Annotated in this window: 16 protein-coding genes and 1 tRNA gene; 14 read left to right on the top strand and 3 right to left on the bottom strand. The window is 65.4% G+C overall.

Annotated elements, in window-relative coordinates; translation table 11 throughout:
- Positions 1-59 precede the first annotated feature (59 nt).
- The 4 genes from bamA (at position 60) to rpmE (ending at position 4310) form a co-directional block, all read left to right on the top strand.
- Complete coding sequence (gene bamA / locus ACZ1I2_RS14880) at positions 60-2810, top strand: outer membrane protein assembly factor BamA (protein WP_465176721.1); 2751 nt, start codon at positions 60-62, stop codon at positions 2808-2810.
- Positions 2810-3514, top strand: coding sequence for an OmpH/Skp family outer membrane protein (locus ACZ1I2_RS14875; RefSeq protein ID WP_465173364.1), 705 nt, complete (start codon positions 2810-2812; stop codon positions 3512-3514). Before bamA ends, ACZ1I2_RS14875 begins: the two co-directional genes overlap by 1 nt.
- Before the next feature lie 50 nt (positions 3515-3564).
- Positions 3565-3987: a 3-hydroxyacyl-ACP dehydratase FabZ gene (gene fabZ, locus ACZ1I2_RS14870; RefSeq protein ID WP_465181666.1), complete on the top strand. Its 423-nt coding sequence runs from the start codon at positions 3565-3567 to the stop codon at positions 3985-3987.
- Positions 3988-4079: 92 nt separating this feature from the next.
- On the top strand, positions 4080-4310 hold the full coding sequence (gene rpmE / locus ACZ1I2_RS14865; protein ID WP_465173366.1) for a 50S ribosomal protein L31: 231 nt from the start codon (positions 4080-4082) through the stop codon (positions 4308-4310).
- 139 nt (positions 4311-4449) lie between these two features.
- Here the strand turns inward: rpmE and ACZ1I2_RS14860 are convergent.
- Positions 4450-4539, bottom strand: a tRNA-Ser gene (locus tag ACZ1I2_RS14860).
- Positions 4540-4632: 93 nt separating this feature from the next.
- Here ACZ1I2_RS14860 and ACZ1I2_RS14855 point away from each other — a divergent pair.
- The 4 genes from ACZ1I2_RS14855 to ACZ1I2_RS14840 all read left to right on the top strand — a co-directional run bounded on the left by ACZ1I2_RS14855 (position 4633) and on the right by ACZ1I2_RS14840 (position 8579).
- Entirely contained in the window at positions 4633-5679 is a 1047-nt protein-coding gene (locus ACZ1I2_RS14855; protein WP_465176723.1) for a lytic murein transglycosylase, read from the top strand.
- Positions 5680-5806: 127 nt separating this feature from the next.
- A complete protein-coding gene (locus tag ACZ1I2_RS14850; RefSeq protein WP_465176724.1) occupies positions 5807-6976 on the top strand; it encodes a D-alanyl-D-alanine carboxypeptidase family protein in 1170 nt (389 codons plus the stop codon).
- Complete coding sequence (gene tmk, locus ACZ1I2_RS14845; protein ID WP_465181471.1) at positions 6973-7602, top strand: dTMP kinase; 630 nt, start codon at positions 6973-6975, stop codon at positions 7600-7602. Before ACZ1I2_RS14850 ends, tmk begins: the two co-directional genes overlap by 4 nt.
- On the top strand, positions 7599-8579 hold the full coding sequence (locus tag ACZ1I2_RS14840) for an AAA family ATPase (RefSeq protein ID WP_465176726.1): 981 nt from the start codon (positions 7599-7601) through the stop codon (positions 8577-8579). The genes tmk and ACZ1I2_RS14840 overlap by 4 nt, the downstream gene beginning before the upstream one ends.
- Positions 8580-8688: 109 nt before the next feature.
- On the opposite strand, the gene ACZ1I2_RS14835 is transcribed toward ACZ1I2_RS14840, so the two are convergent.
- Positions 8689-9408: an ArsR/SmtB family transcription factor gene (locus tag ACZ1I2_RS14835; protein WP_465176727.1), complete on the bottom strand. Its 720-nt coding sequence runs from the start codon at positions 9406-9408 to the stop codon at positions 8689-8691.
- Between the two features lie 137 nt (positions 9409-9545).
- On the opposite strand from ACZ1I2_RS14835, the gene ACZ1I2_RS14830 reads away from it, so the two are divergent.
- From ACZ1I2_RS14830 to ACZ1I2_RS14815, 4 genes are all read left to right on the top strand, one after another.
- A complete protein-coding gene (locus ACZ1I2_RS14830) occupies positions 9546-9875 on the top strand; it encodes an NIPSNAP family protein (protein ID WP_465176728.1) in 330 nt (109 codons plus the stop codon).
- On the top strand, positions 9872-10255 hold the full coding sequence (locus tag ACZ1I2_RS14825) for an antibiotic biosynthesis monooxygenase family protein (protein ID WP_465176729.1): 384 nt from the start codon (positions 9872-9874) through the stop codon (positions 10253-10255). The genes ACZ1I2_RS14830 and ACZ1I2_RS14825 overlap by 4 nt, the downstream gene beginning before the upstream one ends.
- 200 nt (positions 10256-10455) lie before the next feature.
- Positions 10456-11133: a response regulator transcription factor gene (locus tag ACZ1I2_RS14820; RefSeq protein WP_465176730.1), complete on the top strand. Its 678-nt coding sequence runs from the start codon at positions 10456-10458 to the stop codon at positions 11131-11133.
- Positions 11133-12464, top strand: coding sequence for a HAMP domain-containing sensor histidine kinase (locus ACZ1I2_RS14815; RefSeq protein ID WP_465176731.1), 1332 nt, complete (start codon positions 11133-11135; stop codon positions 12462-12464). The genes ACZ1I2_RS14820 and ACZ1I2_RS14815 overlap by 1 nt, the downstream gene beginning before the upstream one ends.
- Before the next feature lie 145 nt (positions 12465-12609).
- Here ACZ1I2_RS14815 and ACZ1I2_RS14810 read toward each other — a convergent pair whose 3' ends face one another.
- Positions 12610-15063 carry a TonB-dependent receptor gene (locus ACZ1I2_RS14810; RefSeq protein WP_465176732.1) on the bottom strand — a complete coding sequence of 818 codons (2454 nt, stop codon included), beginning with the start codon at positions 15061-15063 and terminating at the stop codon, positions 12610-12612.
- A gap of 348 nt (positions 15064-15411) precedes the next feature.
- On the opposite strand from ACZ1I2_RS14810, the gene metG reads away from it, so the two are divergent.
- On the top strand, positions 15412-16944 hold the full coding sequence (metG, locus tag ACZ1I2_RS14805; RefSeq protein WP_465176733.1) for a methionine--tRNA ligase: 1533 nt from the start codon (positions 15412-15414) through the stop codon (positions 16942-16944).
- The gene (locus ACZ1I2_RS14800; RefSeq protein WP_465173378.1) at positions 16944-17720 is read left to right on the top strand and encodes a TatD family hydrolase; all 777 of its coding nucleotides are present in this window, start codon (positions 16944-16946) and stop codon (positions 17718-17720) included. The genes metG and ACZ1I2_RS14800 overlap by 1 nt, the downstream gene beginning before the upstream one ends.
- Positions 17721-17724: the final 4 nt, after the last annotated feature.

The following is a 17724-nucleotide window of genomic DNA, read 5'->3' as shown; positions in this document are numbered from 1 at the left end:
TTGAGGCAGGGCAGGCTTTCAAGAGCGGCCCGCGTAATTTCTCCGACTGGGGTGGGATAGTGACAGCGATCAAGGTTTCAAGTTTCGGCGCCCGCGCCACCGTCCTGCTTCTCGCGGGGACGATGCTGTCTGGCGTGCCGATGGCCGTGAGCGCCCAGACGACTCCGGCACCCGCGACACCCGCCGCCACGACGCCAGCCTTGCCGGAGGTGCAGGTCGCCCCCCCGGTGACGCGGACGATCAAGACGTTGCGCGTCGAGGGATCGCAGCGCATCGAATCCGACACCGTGCTGTCCTACACCAAGCTCCGGGTAGGCACCGCCTTCACCAACGAGACGCTCGATCAGGCGATCAAGGATCTCTACGCCAGCGACCTGTTCGCCGATGTGTCGATCAGCGGCGCGGAATCGGGCGACATCGTGCTGCGCATCCGTGAAAACCCGGTGATCAACCGCGTGCTGCTCGAGGGCAACAAGCGGCTGAAGGAAGACAAGATCAAGAAGGAGATCAAGCTCGCGCCGCGGCAGATCTTCACCCGCACCGCCGTCCGGCAGGACGTCGGCCGCATCATCGAACTGTATCGGCGCCAGGGCCGTTTCGCGGCGGTCGTGGAACCGAAGATGGTCGCGCTCGACCAGAATCGCGTCGATGTGGTGTTCGAGATCACCGAGGGCCCCAAGTCGAAGGTCCGCCAGATCAACATCCTCGGCAACGAGGTGTTCTCCGACGGCAAGCTGCGCGGCGAGATGGCAACCAAGCAGGCCCGCCTGACCACGCTCCTGAGCTCGAACACGAGCTACGACCAGGATCGTATGGCCTATGACCAGCAGAAGATGCGTCAGTTCTACCTGACAGAAGGCTATGCCGATTTCCGCGTGACCTCGGCCGTCGCCGAGCTGACGCCGGACAAGAAGGACTTCATCATCACTTATGTGGTGGAGGAGGGCCCGCGCTACAAATTCGGCGACGTGACCGTCGACAGCGACATCCGCGACTTCGACAACAAGCGGCTGGCCGCGACGCTGCCGATGCACAAGGGCGAATGGTACAACGCCAAGCAGGTCGAGGATGCGATCGACTCCCTGAGCGAATCGACCGGCCTGTTCGGCTATGCCTTCACGGAAGTGAATCCCGAGTACAACCGCGACAAAGACACGCTGACGATGGGGATCAACTTCCACATCGCGGCGGCGCAGCGCTCCTATGTCGAGCGCATCGATATCAACGGCAACACCCAGACCCAGGACAAGGTGATCCGCCGCGAGATCCGCTTGTCCGAGGGCGATGCCTTCAACAGCTTCCAGCTCAAGCGTTCGCAGGACCGCATCAATTCGCTCGGCTTCTTCCAGGAGAAGTTCGAGATCAAGAAGGCGCAGGGGTCGGCGCCCGACCGCGTCGTGCTCACCGCCGATCTCGAGGAAAAGTCGACCGGCGAGCTGTCGCTTTCCGCGGGCTATTCGAGCCTCGAGCGCTTCATCATCCAGGCGTCGGTCCGTCAGCGCAACTTCCGCGGCAAGGGCCAGGAGCTGCGCGCGAGCGTCAACTATTCGAGCTATTCGAAGTCAGTCGAAGTGGGCTTCACCGAGCCTTATCTGTTCGACAAGAACATCGCCGTTGGCGGCGACATCTTCCGGCGCGACTATAATGCGTTCAACTACGGCATCAACAACGAGCGCCAGACGACCTACACGCAGGTTTCGACCGGCTTCCAGATCCGCGCCGGCCTGCCGCTTACCGAATATTGGTCGCTATCGGGTCGCTACGGCCTTTCCTATGATCAGGTCGGGCTCGACTCGAGCTATTTCACGGCGGCGGGCACCTGCAACAACCTGGTTGCGGGACGCTATCTGTGCGACGCGATCGGCAACCGCGTGACGTCGTCGGTCGGCTTCTCGCTGATCAACGACAGCCTGAACAGCCGTTTGCGCCCGAGCGCCGGCAAGCGCCTGGTGTTCAGCACGGACGTCGCCGGGCTCGGCGGCGATGTGAAATATGTCCGCACCCGGTTCGAAGGCGCCAAATACTGGAATGTCGGCAGCGGCTTCATCCTGTCGGCAAATGGGGAGGGCGGCTATATCCGCTCGCTCGAAAAGAGCCGTGGCGACGGGATCGACAAGGTCCGCATCACCGACCGCTTCTATCTGGGTGAACCGGATTTCCGTGGTTTCGACATCCGCGGCGTAGGCCCGCGCATTCAGCGCATCGGCTATACCACCGACAGCGCCGGTAATCAGATTCTGCAGACCGACCGCACGCAGTTTATCGACGACGCGCTCGGCGGCCGGGCTTATTATCTCGGCCGGATCGAGCTCGAGATTCCGCTCGGCGCGGGCGCGCGCGAAATGGGGCTGCGGCCGTCCATCTATCTTCAGGCCGGCGCATTGTTCGGCATCACCCGTCCGCCGCCGACCGCGACCTTCCCGACGGTCACTGACCCGGTCACCGGCCGGGTGACCGTCCTGCCGCTCCAGACCCCGCAGTTCGACAGCAGCGGGCGCCCATTGTATGTGGTGCCCTCGACCGACGCGGATCATGCCGGCCTCGCCACCACCTGTACGGTCGGCTATTCGGCGACGCTCGGTGGCACCGATTGCGCCGGCAGTTCGATCAACTCCGTTTATACGAGCCCCACGTCGCCGTTCTTCGAACGCTTCGGTGGTGACTCGGCCAAGCCCCGCCTCTCGGTGGGTGCTGGCGTCAACTGGAATTCGCCGTTCGGGCCGCTTCGCATCGACGTTGCCTACGCCCTGCTCAAGAACCCGAGCGACGATACGAAACTCGTCACATTCAACGTAGGGACACAGTTCTAATGAAGACGTACAAGAAGGTTCTGCTTGCCACGGCGCTCGTCGCGCCCGGCCTGCTGGTTGCCGCGGCAGGCGCCCAGGCCCAGACCGTCGCGATGCTGGATCCGGATGCTGCCATGCAGAATTCGAAGGTCTGGACCAGCACCTGGACGACGATCGACACCACCTACAAGGCGCAGATCGACCAGGCGAAGGCGCGCAACGATGCGATCAACGCCGAGATCCAGCCGCTGCTGAAGGCGCTCGACGCGAACAATGACGGCCAGCTCTCGCAGGACGAGATCCAGCGCGCGCGCGACAGCAAGCGCCCGGAACTGACCCAGATCGAGCAGAAGCAGGCCGCAGGCCAGGCCGAGCTCGGCCGGATGCTGCAGCCCGTCACCCGCGCGCGCCTGTATCTGCAGGAGCAGGTCGGCTCCAAGGTTCCCGATGCGGTGACCAGCGTCGTCAAGACGCGCAAGGTCGGCCTGATCGTGAAGCCGGAAGCCGTGCTGATGCTGGGTGATGCCACCGCCGACATCACGCCTGCGGTCAGCGCCGAGATCGATCGCACCCTGACCAGCGTCGCCGTGCCGCCGCCGGTCGCCTGGCAGCCCAAGGCTCAGGGTCAGCAGGGTCAGGCAGCAGCTCCCGCAGCCGGCGCTCCGGCGCCGGCCGCACCCGCCGGCCGCCCCGCGCCGACGACCCCGAGGCCGCAGGGCCGGTGACCGACGCGGTGACGACGGGAACGCTGGGTCCGCTCGATATCGGGCGGGTCATGGCGGCGCTTCCCCATCGTTACCCGATGCTGCTGGTCGACCGCGTCGAGGAACTCGTCCTCGACCGGTCGATCGCGGCAATCAAGGCGGTGACGATCAACGAGGGGTTCTTCCAGGGGCATTTCCCCGGGCGGCCGATCATGCCGGGCGTGCTCATCGTCGAGGCGATGGCGCAGGCTGCGGGGATCCTCGCGGTGGAATCGCTCGGCCTCGCGGGCTCGGGCAAGCTGGTCTATTTCATGTCGATCGACGAGGTGAAATTCCGCAAGCCGGTGGAGCCCGGCGTCTTGCTGCGTCTCGAGGTCGAGATCGTGCAGAAGAGCGCCCGCGCCACCAAATTTGCCGGACGCGCGACGGTCGACGGCAAGCTCGCCGCCGAAGCGAAGTTCATGGCGATGATCACGGATCCGCCCAAGGCCTGACAATCCCGCAGGTTGCACTCACTGGCAGGCTCTGTTAGGGGCCGCGCCTTCGCTGCTGGTCGGAAACCAGCGGCATTCCCGGAGATTTGCACGTGAAGAAAGATACCCATCCCGATTATCACACCATCAAGGTGCAGATGACCGACGGTACCCAGTTCGAGACCCGCTCGACCTGGGGCAAGGAAGGCGATTTGATGACGCTCGACATCGATCCGCTCGCGCATCCGGCATGGACCGGCGGCCGTGGCACGATGCTCGATTCGGGCGGCCAGGTCGCGCGCTTCAACAAGCGCTTTGGCGGGCTTACCCTCAACAAGAAGTAAGAGGTCGCGCGCCGCTATCGGCGCGATGACCATCGATGAACCAGGCTTTCCCTCGTCGCGATACCGCGGCGGGGGAAAAGCTGTGTCCGCTGCAGTTGTGGAACACCCTTGTCGGGCCGCTGGAGCGTCGGTGAGCGGTTGGCGGAGAGGGTGGGATTCGAACCCACGGTGAGCTTGCACCCACGGCGGTTTTCAAGACCGCTGCCTTAAACCACTCGGCCACCTCTCCGCTCGCAATGCGCTTAATGCGCGCAGGCTCTTTTGTGCAAGGCCTGCGACGATAGGGGTTCATGTCGCGCGGGGGCTGTGGCAGAGTCCGGCCATGCCGGGATTATCCACATATTTCAGCAGGACGGGCGTGGCCCTTGCCGCGATCCTGTGCCTTTCCGCCAGTAATCCGGCGACCGCGCAGGACGAGGCCGGCTTCCAGTCCTACCTCGGTACGCTGCGCGGCCAGGCGGAGGCGCGGGGCGTCAGCCGGGCCACGCTCGACGCCGTGATGCCCGGGATGACGCTCAACACCCGCGTGATCGAACTCGACCGGGCCCAGCCGGGGAGCGCCAGCAATCCCTCGGCCGTCCCCAACTTCGCGCCCTACAAGGCACAGCATGTCGATACGGCGCGGATCACGCGCGGGCGACAGGCCTTCCTTGCCCAGCGGGGGCGGCTGGCGCGGATCGAACGCGAAACCGGCGTGCCCGAATCGATCATGGTCGCGATCTGGGGGCATGAAACCAATTACGGCAAGGTGATGGGCGGGTTCGACCTGCCGCGCGCGCTCGCCACGCTTGCCTATGAAGGCCGGCGGCGCGACCTGTTCGCCGACGAATTCATCGCCGCGCTGCTGATGGTCGACCGGGGCGTGCCGATCTCTCAACTCAAGGGTAGCTGGGCGGGTGCCACCGGCGGACCGCAATTCCTGCCGTCCATCTATCTGCGCCTCGCGCGCGACGGGGATGGGGACGGGCGCGCCGATATCTGGACGAGCGAGGCGGACACGCTGGCCTCGATCGGCAATTATTTCGCCAATGCCGGCTGGCGGCCTGGCCAGCCCTGGGGGCTGGCGGTGAGCGTGCCGGGGAGCTTCGACCGCAACCTCGTCGCCAACCGGACGATCTCGCCGCGCTGTCCGCGGGTGTTCGCGCGGCACAGCGGCTGGAAGACCATGGCGGAGTGGCGTGCGATGGGCCTGGTACCGCAAGCGCGCGGCTGGCCGGGCGACAGCGTTCAGGCGACGCTGATCGAGCCGGACGGGCCAGGCAAGACCGCCTATCTGCTGACGGGCAATTACCGGGTGATCCTCGACTATAATTGCTCCAATTTCTACGCGCTTTCCGTGGGGCTGCTCGCCGATGCCGTCGAACAATAGCGGCATGGTCGCGATCGTCCCTCCGGCCACGACACGTTGGCCCAGCGCGGGCGTGACGAGGCGCTTCGGCGCGGCTATGCCCGTATCCTGCACTATCGAGTAACCCCTAGCGTCACGGACTATTGTCATGAAGAAACTGCTCGCCGCCTCCGCCCTTGCGATCGTGATGGCCTGCCCAAGTGTCGCCGCCGCGCCGGATTTCCCGACGCCGGCGCCCGTCGCCTTTCTGACGGACCTGTCCACGGGGGCGATCCTTTTTTCCAAGGACGCCGATCGCCGCATGCCGCCCGCATCGATGGCGAAGATGATGACCGTCTATGTCGCCTTCGACCTGATCAAGCGCGGCGAGCTGAAGCTCGACCAGCAATTCGACGTCAGCCCCGACACCTGGAAGAAATGGCATGGCCCCGCAGCGGGCTCGACCATGTTCCTCTCCCCCGGTGAGAAGGTGAGCGTCGAGAATCTGCTCAAGGGTATCGTCACCCTGTCGGGCAATGACGCCTGCGTCGTGCTGGCCGAGGGCATTTCCGGGACCGAGGAAGCCTTTGCCAATCTGATGAACCAGCGGGCGGCGAAGCTGGGCCTGACCAACAGCCATTTCGGCAATTCGAACGGCTGGCCTGACGAGGGCGTGACCTATGTCACCGCGCGTGATCTGGCCAAGCTGGCGGCGGCGACGATCCAGGATCACCCGCAGCTCTACAAGAAGTTCTACTCCCTGCCGAACTTCACCTGGGGCAAGACCCTGGGCGCGGGCGCCGACATCACCCAGGCGAACCGCGATCCGCTGCTTGGCCGCGTCGCGGGTGCCGACGGGCTGAAGACCGGCCATACCGAGGAAGCGGGTTATGGCTTCACCGGATCGGCCCAGCAGAATGGCCGCCGCCTCGTCATGGTGATGGCCGGGCTGACCAGCGCGAACCAGCGGATCGAGGAATCGGTCAAGTTCATGAACTGGGGCTTCCGCGCCTGGCAGGCCAAGCCGATCGTCGCGAAGGGCCGCAAGGTCGAGACCGCGGAGGTCCAGCTGGGCAGCGCCAATACGGTCGGCCTCGTCGCGCCCGACAATCTGACCGTCACGCTCCCGTCGGGCGTCGCACCCGAGCTCCAGCTCCGCGTCGTCTATGACGGCCCGATCAAGGCCCCGATCAAGGCCGGTCAGCATATCGCCGACCTGATCGTCACGACCCCCGACATGCAGCCCCAGAAGCTGCCGCTGGTCGCCGAGAACGACGTCGCCGAGGCGGGCTTTTTCGGTCGCGCATGGGCCGGGCTCAAGGGCCTGTTCGGCGGGTGACCATTGGTCGCTTCATCTCGCTCGAGGGCGGGGAGGGGGCCGGCAAATCGACTCAGGCGAAGCGGCTGGCCGAGGCGCTGGGCGCGCGCGGCATCGAGACGCTGGTGACCCGCGAGCCCGGCGGCAGCGAGGGCGCCGAGGCGATCCGCGGCCTGCTGATGCAGGGCGAGGTCAAACGCTGGAGCGCGCATAGCGAAGCTTTGCTGTTCGCCGCCGCCCGCGCCGACCATGTCGAGAAGATGATCCGCCCGGCGGTCGGCGCCGGGACCTGGGTGATCTGCGATCGGTTCATCGACAGCTCGCGCGCCTATCAAGGCGTGGCGGGCGGGATCGACGATGCCGCCGTGCTCGCGCTGCACGCTTTCGGCTCGCGCGGGCTGCTGCCCGACCGGACCTTCATACTCGAAGTCCCGCCCGAACAGGGGCGCGCCCGGGCCGAGATCCGCGATGGGGCAGGAGCCGATCGCTTCGCGGCGCGGGGCGATGCCTTCCATGCCGATGTCGCGGCAGCGTTCCGGCGTTTCGCCGAGCACGAGCCCGATCGGGTACGGCTGATCGACGCATCGGGCACGCCCGACACGGTGACCGAGGCCCTGCTTGCCAATCTGGAAGACCTGCTGCCGTGACCTTGCCGGCCGGCAACGACGCGGCGCATGCGGCCTTCGCGGCGGCGATGGAGAGCGGCGCGCTGCACCATGCCTGGCTGTTCGCCGGGCCCGAAGGCGTGGGCAAGGCCAGCTTTGCAAAAGCGGCGGCGCTGCGCCTGCTGGCGGAAGGCGCCTCGCCCGGCACCCTGCCGCCGGGGTTCGACGTCCCCGAGGGCAATCGCACCCGATCGCTGATCGCGGCCGGATCGCACCCCGATTATCGTGAACTGGCGCGCCAGCCCAAGGATGCCGACAAGCCGGGACAGGATCTCGCGCGGAGCATCACCATCGCGCAGGTCCGCGCGCTCCAGCCGATGTTCGCGACGACGCCGTCCATGTCGTCGCGGCGCGTGGTGCTGATCGACGCGATCGACGATCTCGAGCGGGGCGGGGCGAACGCGCTGCTCAAGAACCTCGAGGAGCCGCCCGCGGGCACGATCTTCCTGCTGATCAGCCATGCGCCGGGCCGGCTGCTGCCGACGATCCGGTCGCGCTGCCGGCTGCTGCGCTTCGATCCGCTCGACGACAAGGTGATGACCGGCGTGCTGCGGGTGGAACTCCCGCAGTGCGACGACGCGGAGATCGCCGCGCTGGTAAAGGCCGGACAGGGTGCGCCGGGCCGGGCGCTGGGCTTTGCCGGGCTCGAACTGGCCAAGCTGGACGATGCCCTGGCCGCGATCGCGCGCGATGGCGATCCGGGCAATGCGCGGCGGACCAAGCTTGCCAAGCTGCTCGCCCTCAAGGCGGCCCAACCGCGCTACGAGGCGTTCCTCGACCGGGCGCCCGCCTTCATCGCCTCGGTCGCGCCGTCACGGCAGGGAAAGCGCCTGCAGACCGCGCTCGACAGCTATGACGCGGCGCGAGCCTTGGCCGCGAGCGCACGTGGCCTGTCGCTCGATTCGCAGGCGACGGTGTACGAGATGGCCGGGCTGGTGGCGAAACTGGGCGAAGCCTAGATCTTCGGTCCTGGCAGCTCGGTGTTCAACGTGCGGCGCCGCCACTGATAGTCAGCCACGGGATTGAACGCGCTCGCCCTATGGCTCAGCGTATCACCGCTCCTGGTCATCAATCCGCGCTGCCGTCATGGTCGATGCCGAAATTGGCGTCGAGCGCGCGGGTACCCGAGCGCGTTATCGTGACCGCCCGGGAACCGTCGATCGGCCGCATCCACCCCTGTTCGAAACAGGCAGTCAACAAGGCGGCACCGATCGTGCCGGCGATATGCGGACGGCGTTCGCTCCAGTCGAGACAGGGGCGGCAGAAAAGCCGACGCCGGGTAACCCGCGCCAGCGCGGTATTCACATCGACCCCGATCGATCGAAGGAAGGCGACACCCCCGACAGTCAGCTCGCCGCCGTCGGCCAAATGTCGGATATGACCATGCTCGCCCATGCGATCGGCCATCGCGACGGCGATTTCCCCGGCAAGATGGTCGTAACAGGAGCGTGCCCGCCGCATCGCCGCGTCGCGAGGCCCTGTCCGCACCGTGCGATTTGGGCGGTTTCCCGGCTCTGCCGCTACCGCCATGATTCCCTCGATCATGGTGGCGACGGTCGACGAGGCGAGCCGGTGATACCGGTGCCGCCCTTGCCGCTCGACCGTCAGCAGCCCGGCATCGGTCAGGCGGCCAAGATGGCTGCTTGCCGTTTGCGGCATGATCCCTGCGACGTTCGCCAACTCAGTCGCGGTCAGCGCACGACCGGCCATGAGGGCGACCAGCATGGCGGTACGGGCGGGATCGCCTACCAGCGCGGCAATTTCGGCAATCCCGCTTGTGGTCAGCATCGATCGTCCAGACGGAACAGGTGACATTACAGAGGGCTTCGCACGAAAGGCGCCGCTCATGCTTCGACAGCGGCCGAAGCATAGCCGCATATGCACGATCTACGAAGACCCCGGCAACAACAGCCGGGAGGCCGTTCATGATTACATGCTTCATCCGCTACGAGATCGATCCGTTTCGTATCGATGCCTTCGAAGAATATGCCCGCAACTGGGAGCGGGCGATACCGCGATGCGGGGCGGATCTGATCGGCTATTTCGCACCCCACGAAGGGTCGGCCACGACCGCCTATGGGCTCTACAACGTGGATGATCTTGCTGCCTATGAGGCCTATCGTGCCCGCCTCAGGGACGATCCCCTGGGCCGGGAAAATTACGAGTTCGCCAGGCGCGAGCGCTTCATAAGGCGTGAGGACCGGACATTCCTTCGCCGTGTATCTGCACCCCACGCGCTGCGGGTGCAGCGGTGATCGCCGTGATTTTCGAGGTCGATCTGGCCGAAGGCCGGATGGACCAATATCTCGCGCTCGCCGCGGCGTTGCGCGATGAACTGGCGGCGGTCGACGGATTCCTGTCGGTCGAGCGTTTTCAGAGCATGTCCGTTCCAAACCGCATGGTCTCCCTGTCGTTCTTCCGGGACGAACAGGCTGTCCAACAATGGCGAAACACGACCGCCCATCGCGCCGCACAAGTCCGGGGACGTGCGGGTGTTTTCGCGACCTACAGGCTTCGCGTCGCGAGCGTCATCCGCGATTACGGCATGCAGGATCGCGCAGAGGCTCCGACAGACAGCCTTGCTGCCCATGCGAGCATGGGGCGTCGGGCGCGGTCCTGCTCTTTCTCCGCTTGAACACGATGCGCTTTTTTCCCGAACACGCTTCACCCTTTGACGTCATGGGAAATGCTTGGATTCGCGCCGCGCCCGGCCAGGGAGGCGATCCTCGACTGCGCCGAAAGCCTGTTGGCGTCACGCCCGCACTGACCGGTTGAGATCGGCTGCGTAAAGGATAAGGGAGGAGCGTCACCGACTTCCCATTGAGGGCCGAAAACATGCGACTTCTGGTCGTGGAGGATGATCCGCGCGCGGCGAAACAGCTGGTCGCCGACCTGGAGGAGCTGGGGCACGAGACGATGGTCGCGGCGGATGGCCGGGCCGCGATCGTGGCGGTTACCGAGGGCAAGTTCGAGGCCGTGCTGCTCGACGTGATGCTGCCCTATGTCGATGGGGTCGGCGTCGCGAAGCTGCTGCGCGAGCGCGATATCGAGGTGCCGATCATCATGCTGACCGCGCTGGCCGATCTCGACCAGCGGCTGACCGGGCTCGACGCGGGCGCCGACGACTATCTGATCAAGCCGGCGGCGCCGGCCGAGATCGATGCGCGCCTGCGCGCGATCGTCCGCCGCGCCGCGCGATCGGGCGATTCCGGCATCATGCGGGTCGGCGACATCGAAGTGAACGAGATCAAGTACCGCGCCACCCGCGCCGGCCGCCAGCTCGTGCTGCCCAAGCTCGAATTCCAGGTGCTGTGCGAGCTGGTGCGCAACGCGAACAGCATCGTCACCCGGCAGATGTTCTACCAGAATGTCTGGAAATATGATTTCGAACCGACCACCAACATCATCGAATCCTATATCCGCCACCTGAGGCTGCATCTCAACAAGCCGGGCGAGATCGACCCGATCGTCACGATTCGCGGCGTCGGATACATGATCACCGACAAGAGCTGATGCGGCCCCGGTCCCTCCGCGCGATCATGACGGTCTATGTGGTCGTCTTCCTGGTCGCGCTGGTGGCGATCCGCATCGTCAGCTACCGGATCGACAGCGACGCGTTGCGCCGCGAGGTCGATCGCCGCCTGGCGAGCGAAGCCAGCGCGATCAGCGGCGGCATCTCCCGCAGAGCGATGATCGAGCGGATCGAGGCCGCGCAGGACGACCATGACACCGCCGACCTGTTCTACATGCTCGTCGACGGGAGCGGCCGGCGGATCGCCGGGGAATTGCGGCTGAAGCGACTGCCGCCGATCGGCTATTCCGATTTCGGCGACGATGCCGCGGTCGAAGGCGTCGCGCATGGCCGGGCGCTGGCGCGCAGGGTGGGGGGCGGCGACACGCTGGTCGTCGTGTCCGACAATGACGTCGTCGACGATTTCGACCGGATGCTGTTCCGCGTCCAGCTGATCGGGCTGGGCATCACCGCGCTGATCGTGATCGGCGGCGCGATCGGCATCATGATGGTGATCGGCGGGCGGATGCGCGCGATGCAGCGCACGGTCGATGCGGTGATGGAGGGCGATCTGAAGAGCCGGGTGCCGCTCGACGGATCGCGCAGCGAGTTCGACCGACAGGCGGCGGCGTTCAACCGCATGCTCGACCGGATCGACGAGCTGATGGCGAACATCAAGCATGCCGCCAAGGACGTGACACATGAGCTGAAAAGCCCGCTGGCCCGTTTGCGCGCGCGCGTCGCAGCCATCGCCCGGCGATCGGAAGAGGACCCGATCGGCGCCGATATCGCCGATGTGCTGGAGCAGACCGACCAGATCATCGAGCTGTTCGGCAGCCTGTTGCGGCTATGGGAGATCGAGGGCGGTCATCGCCGCGAGCGCTTTGCCGATGTGGCGATGAGCGACCTGGTGCGCGATGTCGGGGAGGCGTTGCTGCACGTCGCCGAGGACGACGTGCACGTGCTGCAGCTCGATATCCTGGACGGGCTGAGCGTGCGCGGCGACCCGAACCTGCTGCGCCAGATGCTGGTCAACCTGGTCGAGAACGCCATCCGGCATACGCCGGCGGGCACGCGCATCATGGTGGGCGTGGAGCGGCGCGGGCATTCGGTCGCGGTCAGCGTGGCGGATGATGGGCCGGGCATTCCGGCGGCCGCGCACGATACCGTGATCCGACGGTTTGGGCGGCTCGAGGCCGAGGGCAAGCCGGTGGGGCAGGGGCTGGGACTGACCCTGGTCGACGCGATCGCGCGCCTGCATGATGGCAGGCTGGTGCTGGAGGATGCGGGGCCTGGGTTGCGCGCGGTGGTGGTGTTGCCGCTGCATCGGTGAGGGGCATCATAAGGCCTTCGCCGGGGAAGAGTAGAAAGGCGTAAGCTGAATAGGAGAGACAGATCGACCCGGACCGACGCGATGGTCGGTCCGGGTCGACTGTTCCCGGGCGATCCGGGCACCGCGCGGGTGCCCGGAAGATCGATCAGAAGTTGACGCTCACTTCGCCGCCGAAAGTGCGCGGCGGGTTGAAGTTCGCATAGCTGCCGAGCACGGCGTCGTTGGCGCCCGAGCGGCGATAGATGTGCTGCTCATCGAGCAGGTTGCGCGCCCAGACCGAGAAGGTCGCCTTGTTCGCCTCGCTGATCCGGACGTCCGCCAAAGCGAGGCGGCCGTTCACGATGAAGCTGGAGTCGGTTTTCACATTTTCCGCCTGGAAGCTGTAGTCCGCGTCAGCGTAATTGGCGTCCAGGTGCAGGCGGACCTTCATGTCGTCGCCGCCGACCGGCACCTCATAGTCGACATAGCCCGACGCGGCGTTTGGCGGGGTATAGACCACGAACACCTGAGTCGGCACGCCGAAGGTCGGCCCGGGGTTCGGGTTGGGCGTCAGCGGCACCTTGGTGTAGGTATAGGCATAGGATGCCCCGAGCGTCAGGTGCTCGATCGGGCGCACGGTAACGTCCGCCTCGAAGCCCCGGATCTTCGACATGCCAGGCGCATTCGCCGTATTCTCGGTGTGCAGGTTGAAGTTCGGGTTGGGCGTCGTGGTGCCGGGCAGGAACTGGTTGGTATCGACATTGTCGAAGTCGATCTGAGTCCCCGACCGATCCATGATATACCCGGCAAGGTTGATGCGGACCTTGCGATCGAGCAGGTCCATCTTGGCGCCGATCTCATAGGCCTTCACCGATTCCGGCCCGAAAGCCGAGAAGTTCGACGAACGGTCGTTCGCGCCGCCGGCGCGGAAACCGGTCGAATATTTGGCGTAGAGGTTGACGTCCGGCGTCGCGTCGAACGCCAGGGTGACCATCGGATCGAACCGGCCGCGATCATAATGGAGCTGGTAATTGGTCGGCACGCCCGACACGAGGTAGAGCACGCCGTCGCGCTTGTCCTTGGTGTAGCGGCCGCCGACCGTCAGGTGCAGCACATCGGCGAAGTCAGGCGTGTAGGTCGCCTGGCCGAAGGCGGCATAGCTGCGGGTGCGGGCGAAGCTGGCGCGCTGCAGGAAGCGCGAATTATAGTCCCAGCCCTGATTGCCCGAATTGATCGCGCCGAACACCTGGGACGGCAGGATGGTGTAGGAAGTGCCGGTCGCGTTCCACTGGTTGGACGACGGAGTCGCCGCCGATTCCCGGGCCTGTTCGTTGAAATAATAGAGGCCCGCGACGTAATCCAACTGGGGGATGCTGCCGACGGCCTGGAATTCCTGGCTGAACTGGCTCTGATACAGGTCCGAGAGGCTGTAGCGGCTGAACTTGCCGTTGGGCACGAACGGCACGCGCTCCGGGCCGCCCGAATTGTCCCACTGGTTGGCGGAAACCTTGCGCCACGCGGTGATCGAGCGAAGCTCGAGCGCGGGCGAGATCTTGTAGGAAAGCTTGGCGCTTTCGCCGCTGGTCCGGTCCACGCTGTACTGCTGCGGGACGCCGACATCGGCGACGTCCTGTCGATCCGGATGGACGCCGACCAGCGGCGGCAGCGGCGCGATGCAGGCGGGGGTGCAGGTGCCGCCGGGGGGCGGCCCGAGCGTGGTGCCGGTGTACACGCCGACGGTGCGGCCCAGCGGGTTGTAGTTGATCAGCTGGCTGTAAAAGGGCGTGTTTTCGTCCTTGGCCTTGTCGAACGAGAAGTCCGCGGTGAAGCCGTCGAACGGCTGCCAGCGCGCGGAGATGCGGCCGCCAACGCGATTATAGGCGTTCCAGCCGATCTGGCCAGCGAGCGGATCCTTCACCATGGGATCCTGATGCTGGATCACGCCGTCGAGCTTGACCGCGAAATTGTGGAAGGCGGGGAGGTCGAGATGGACCTGCCCGTCATATTGCCCGAAATTGCCGATGCCGGCGGAGACGCGGCCGTCGAATTCGCCGGTCGGCGCCTTGGTGACGATGCTGAGCGCGCCGCCTTCAGTATTGCGGCCGAACAGCGTGCCCTGCGGGCCGCGCAGCACTTCCACGCGCTCGACATCGAACAGCGCGGCGTTAAGGCCCTGCTGGCGGCCGAGATAGACGCCGTCGATATAGACACCGACGCCCTGGTCGCGCGCCGTCTGGTTCGCGTCGAACGGCACGATGCCGCGGATGCCGACGGTCAGCGCCGACTGGCGCGCCTCGAAGGTGGCGATGCGCAGCGACGGGATGGCGCCGTCGGCCAGGTCGATCAGGCTCTGCACATGGCGATCGGCGATCACCGTGGGGCTGATCACCGAGATGGCGATCGGCGTCTGCTGGAGATTGGTTTCGCGCTTGAGTGCGGTCACGACGATATCGGCGATCTGGCCGCTATCCGCTTCGGGCGCGTCGGCGGGCTTGGTCTCGTCCGCGGCGGCCGCCGCGGCGGGCGCAGGCGCGGTCTCGGCGAAAGCCGGTACTGCCAGGGTTGCCAGCAGGGCGCCGCCCAACAGCAGCTGAACCCGGAAGGCTTTGCGATCATGCATGTGTAGAATCCCTTTAAGCGGGACATCCCGTCCCGGTTCCGAGGCCGCTACAGATGATGATGGTCAGAAATGTTACAGTGACTGTAACACAATCAATACAACCTTGTCATTTTCGCATCATTTTTATTTAATAAAGCCAGACATCTTCATGAATCTGTGGATAAGGCTGACGATATGCCGGATTATTTCACGGTATTGTTTCGAATAACATTCGTATCCGATAGTGGATTTAATATCTGTTCGCCGGATAGATCGGCCTCAACATGCCGCCGACTTGATCCGATTCCCTTAACCACCAAAACCCGTTGGGTGTTCTAATCGCCCGGCAACCGCGCTAGGAGGCCGGGCATGGGTCAGCCTTATTACATCACCACCGCGATCAGCTATCCGAACGGGCGGCCGCATATCGGCCATGCCTATGAGGCGATCGCGACCGACGCGATCGCGCGCTATCACCGCCAGGCGGGGCGCGACGTGCGGTTCCAGACCGGGACCGACGAGCATGGCCTGAAGATGGTCCAGACGGCACGCGACCGCGATGTGGAGACGCGCGCGCTCGCCGATGAAATGTCGTCCTATTTCAAGGAAATGGATGATCGTCTGAACATCTCGTACGATCGCTTCATCCGCACCGTCGAGCCGGGCCATCACGCCGCCAGCGCAGCGATCTGGCGGGCGATGGAAGCGGCCGGCGACCTGTATAGGGACAAATATGAGGGCTGGTACTCGGTCCGCGACGAGGCGTTCTACGACGAGAAGGAACTCGTGGAGGGGGAAGGGGGCAAAGTCTCTCCCCAGGGCACGCCGGTCGAATGGACGGTCGAGGAAACCTGGTTCTTCCGCTTGTCGAAATATCAGCAGCCGCTGCTCGACCTGTACGAATCCCAGCCCGATTTCATCCGGCCCGAGGCGCGGCGCAACGAAGTGATGCGCTTCGTCGAGGGCGGACTTTCCGATTTGTCGGTGTCGCGCACCAGCTTCGACTGGGGCGTGAAGGTGCCGGGCAGCCCGGGGCATGTGATGTATGTCTGGGTCGACGCGCTGACCAATTATCTGACCGGGGCGGGTTATCCCGATAATGATGCCGACATGGCGCGCTACTGGCCGGCCGATCTGCACGTGATCGGCAAGGATATCGTGCGATTCCATGCCGTTTATTGGCCGGCTTTCCTGATGTCGGCGAAGCTGGCGCTGCCGAAACAGGTGTTCGGGCATGGCTTCCTGCTCAACCGGGGCGAGAAGATGTCGAAATCCGTCGGGAACGTCACCGACCCGATGGAGCTGGTCGAGCGTTTCGGGGTCGATGCCTTGCGTTACTTCCTGCTGCGCGAAGTGAGCTTCGGCCAGGACGGGAGCTATTCGGAAGAAGCGATCGTGACGCGGTGCAATGCGGACCTGGCGAACAATCTCGGCAATCTGGCGCAGCGATGCCTGTCGATCGTCGCGAAGAATTGCGATGGCAAGGTGCCGCCCGCCGGTGCGCGCACCGAAGCCGACGAAGCGCTGCTTGCCAGCGTTACCGCAGCCGAGGCGGCGCTGCACGAGGCGATGAAGGATCTGGCTATCCACAATGCGCTCGAGGCAGTGTGGTCCGCGGCGCGGGACGCCAACCAGTATTTTGCCGATGCGGCGCCGTGGAGCGTGCGCAAGACCGATCCGGAACGCGCCGATGCCATTCTGCACCTGACGATCGAGGCGATCCGGCGGATCGCGGTGATGGCGCGCTGGGCGATCCCGGACGGTGCCGACCGGCTGCTCGACCTGCTGGGCCAGGACGCCGCGGCGCGCGACTTCGACGCGCTGGGCATGGCGGTGGTGGCGGGCACGCCCTTGCCGGCGCCGAGCGGCGTGTTCCCGCGGCTGGAGCTGACGGAGGCCTGATGTTCGCCGACAGCCATTGTCACCTCAACTATAAGGGGCTGGCCGAGCAGCAGCCCGAAATCCTGGCGCGGGCGCGGGCCCGGGGCGTCTCGGCGATGCTCAACATCGCGACGCGCGAGAGCGAATGGGACGCGGTGATCGGCACGGCCGAGCGCGAGCCCGACGTCTGGGCGACGGTCGGCATCCATCCGCATGAGGCGGACCAGCATCCCGATGTCGGCACGGCGAAGCTGATCGAGCGCGCGGCGCATCCGCGCGTCGTCGGGATCGGCGAGAGCGGGCTCGATTATTATTATGATCACAGCGACCGCGACCGGCAGCGCGCGAGCTTCCGCGCGCATATCGCCGCCGCGCGCGAGATCGGATTGCCGATCGTCGTGCACACGCGCGACGCCGAGGAGGATACGGCCGAGATCTTGCGCGAGGAGATGGGGAAGGGCGCCTATCCCGGCGTGATCCATTGTTTCACGGCGAGCGGCGGTTTTGCCGATATCGCGCTGGACCTGGGCCTTTATATCTCGATTTCCGGCATCGTGACGTTCAAGAACGCGAAGGATCTGCAGGAGACCGCGGCGCGGCTGCCGATCGAGCGGCTGCTGATCGAGACCGACGCGCCTTTCCTCGCACCCGTGCCGAATCGCGGGAAGACGGGCGAGCCGGCATTCGTGGCGGATACGGCGGCTTTCCTAGCGAAGCTGCGCGGCGAGGAATTGTCAGTGCTGGCCGAGCGAACGGCCGCGAACTTCCACACATTGTTCGCCAAGACCCGCGCGTGAGAGC

It is taken from the genome of Sphingomonas sp. BL-S-29 (assembly GCF_055521495.1).
This window is presented reverse-complemented; position numbering and strand designations above follow the sequence as displayed.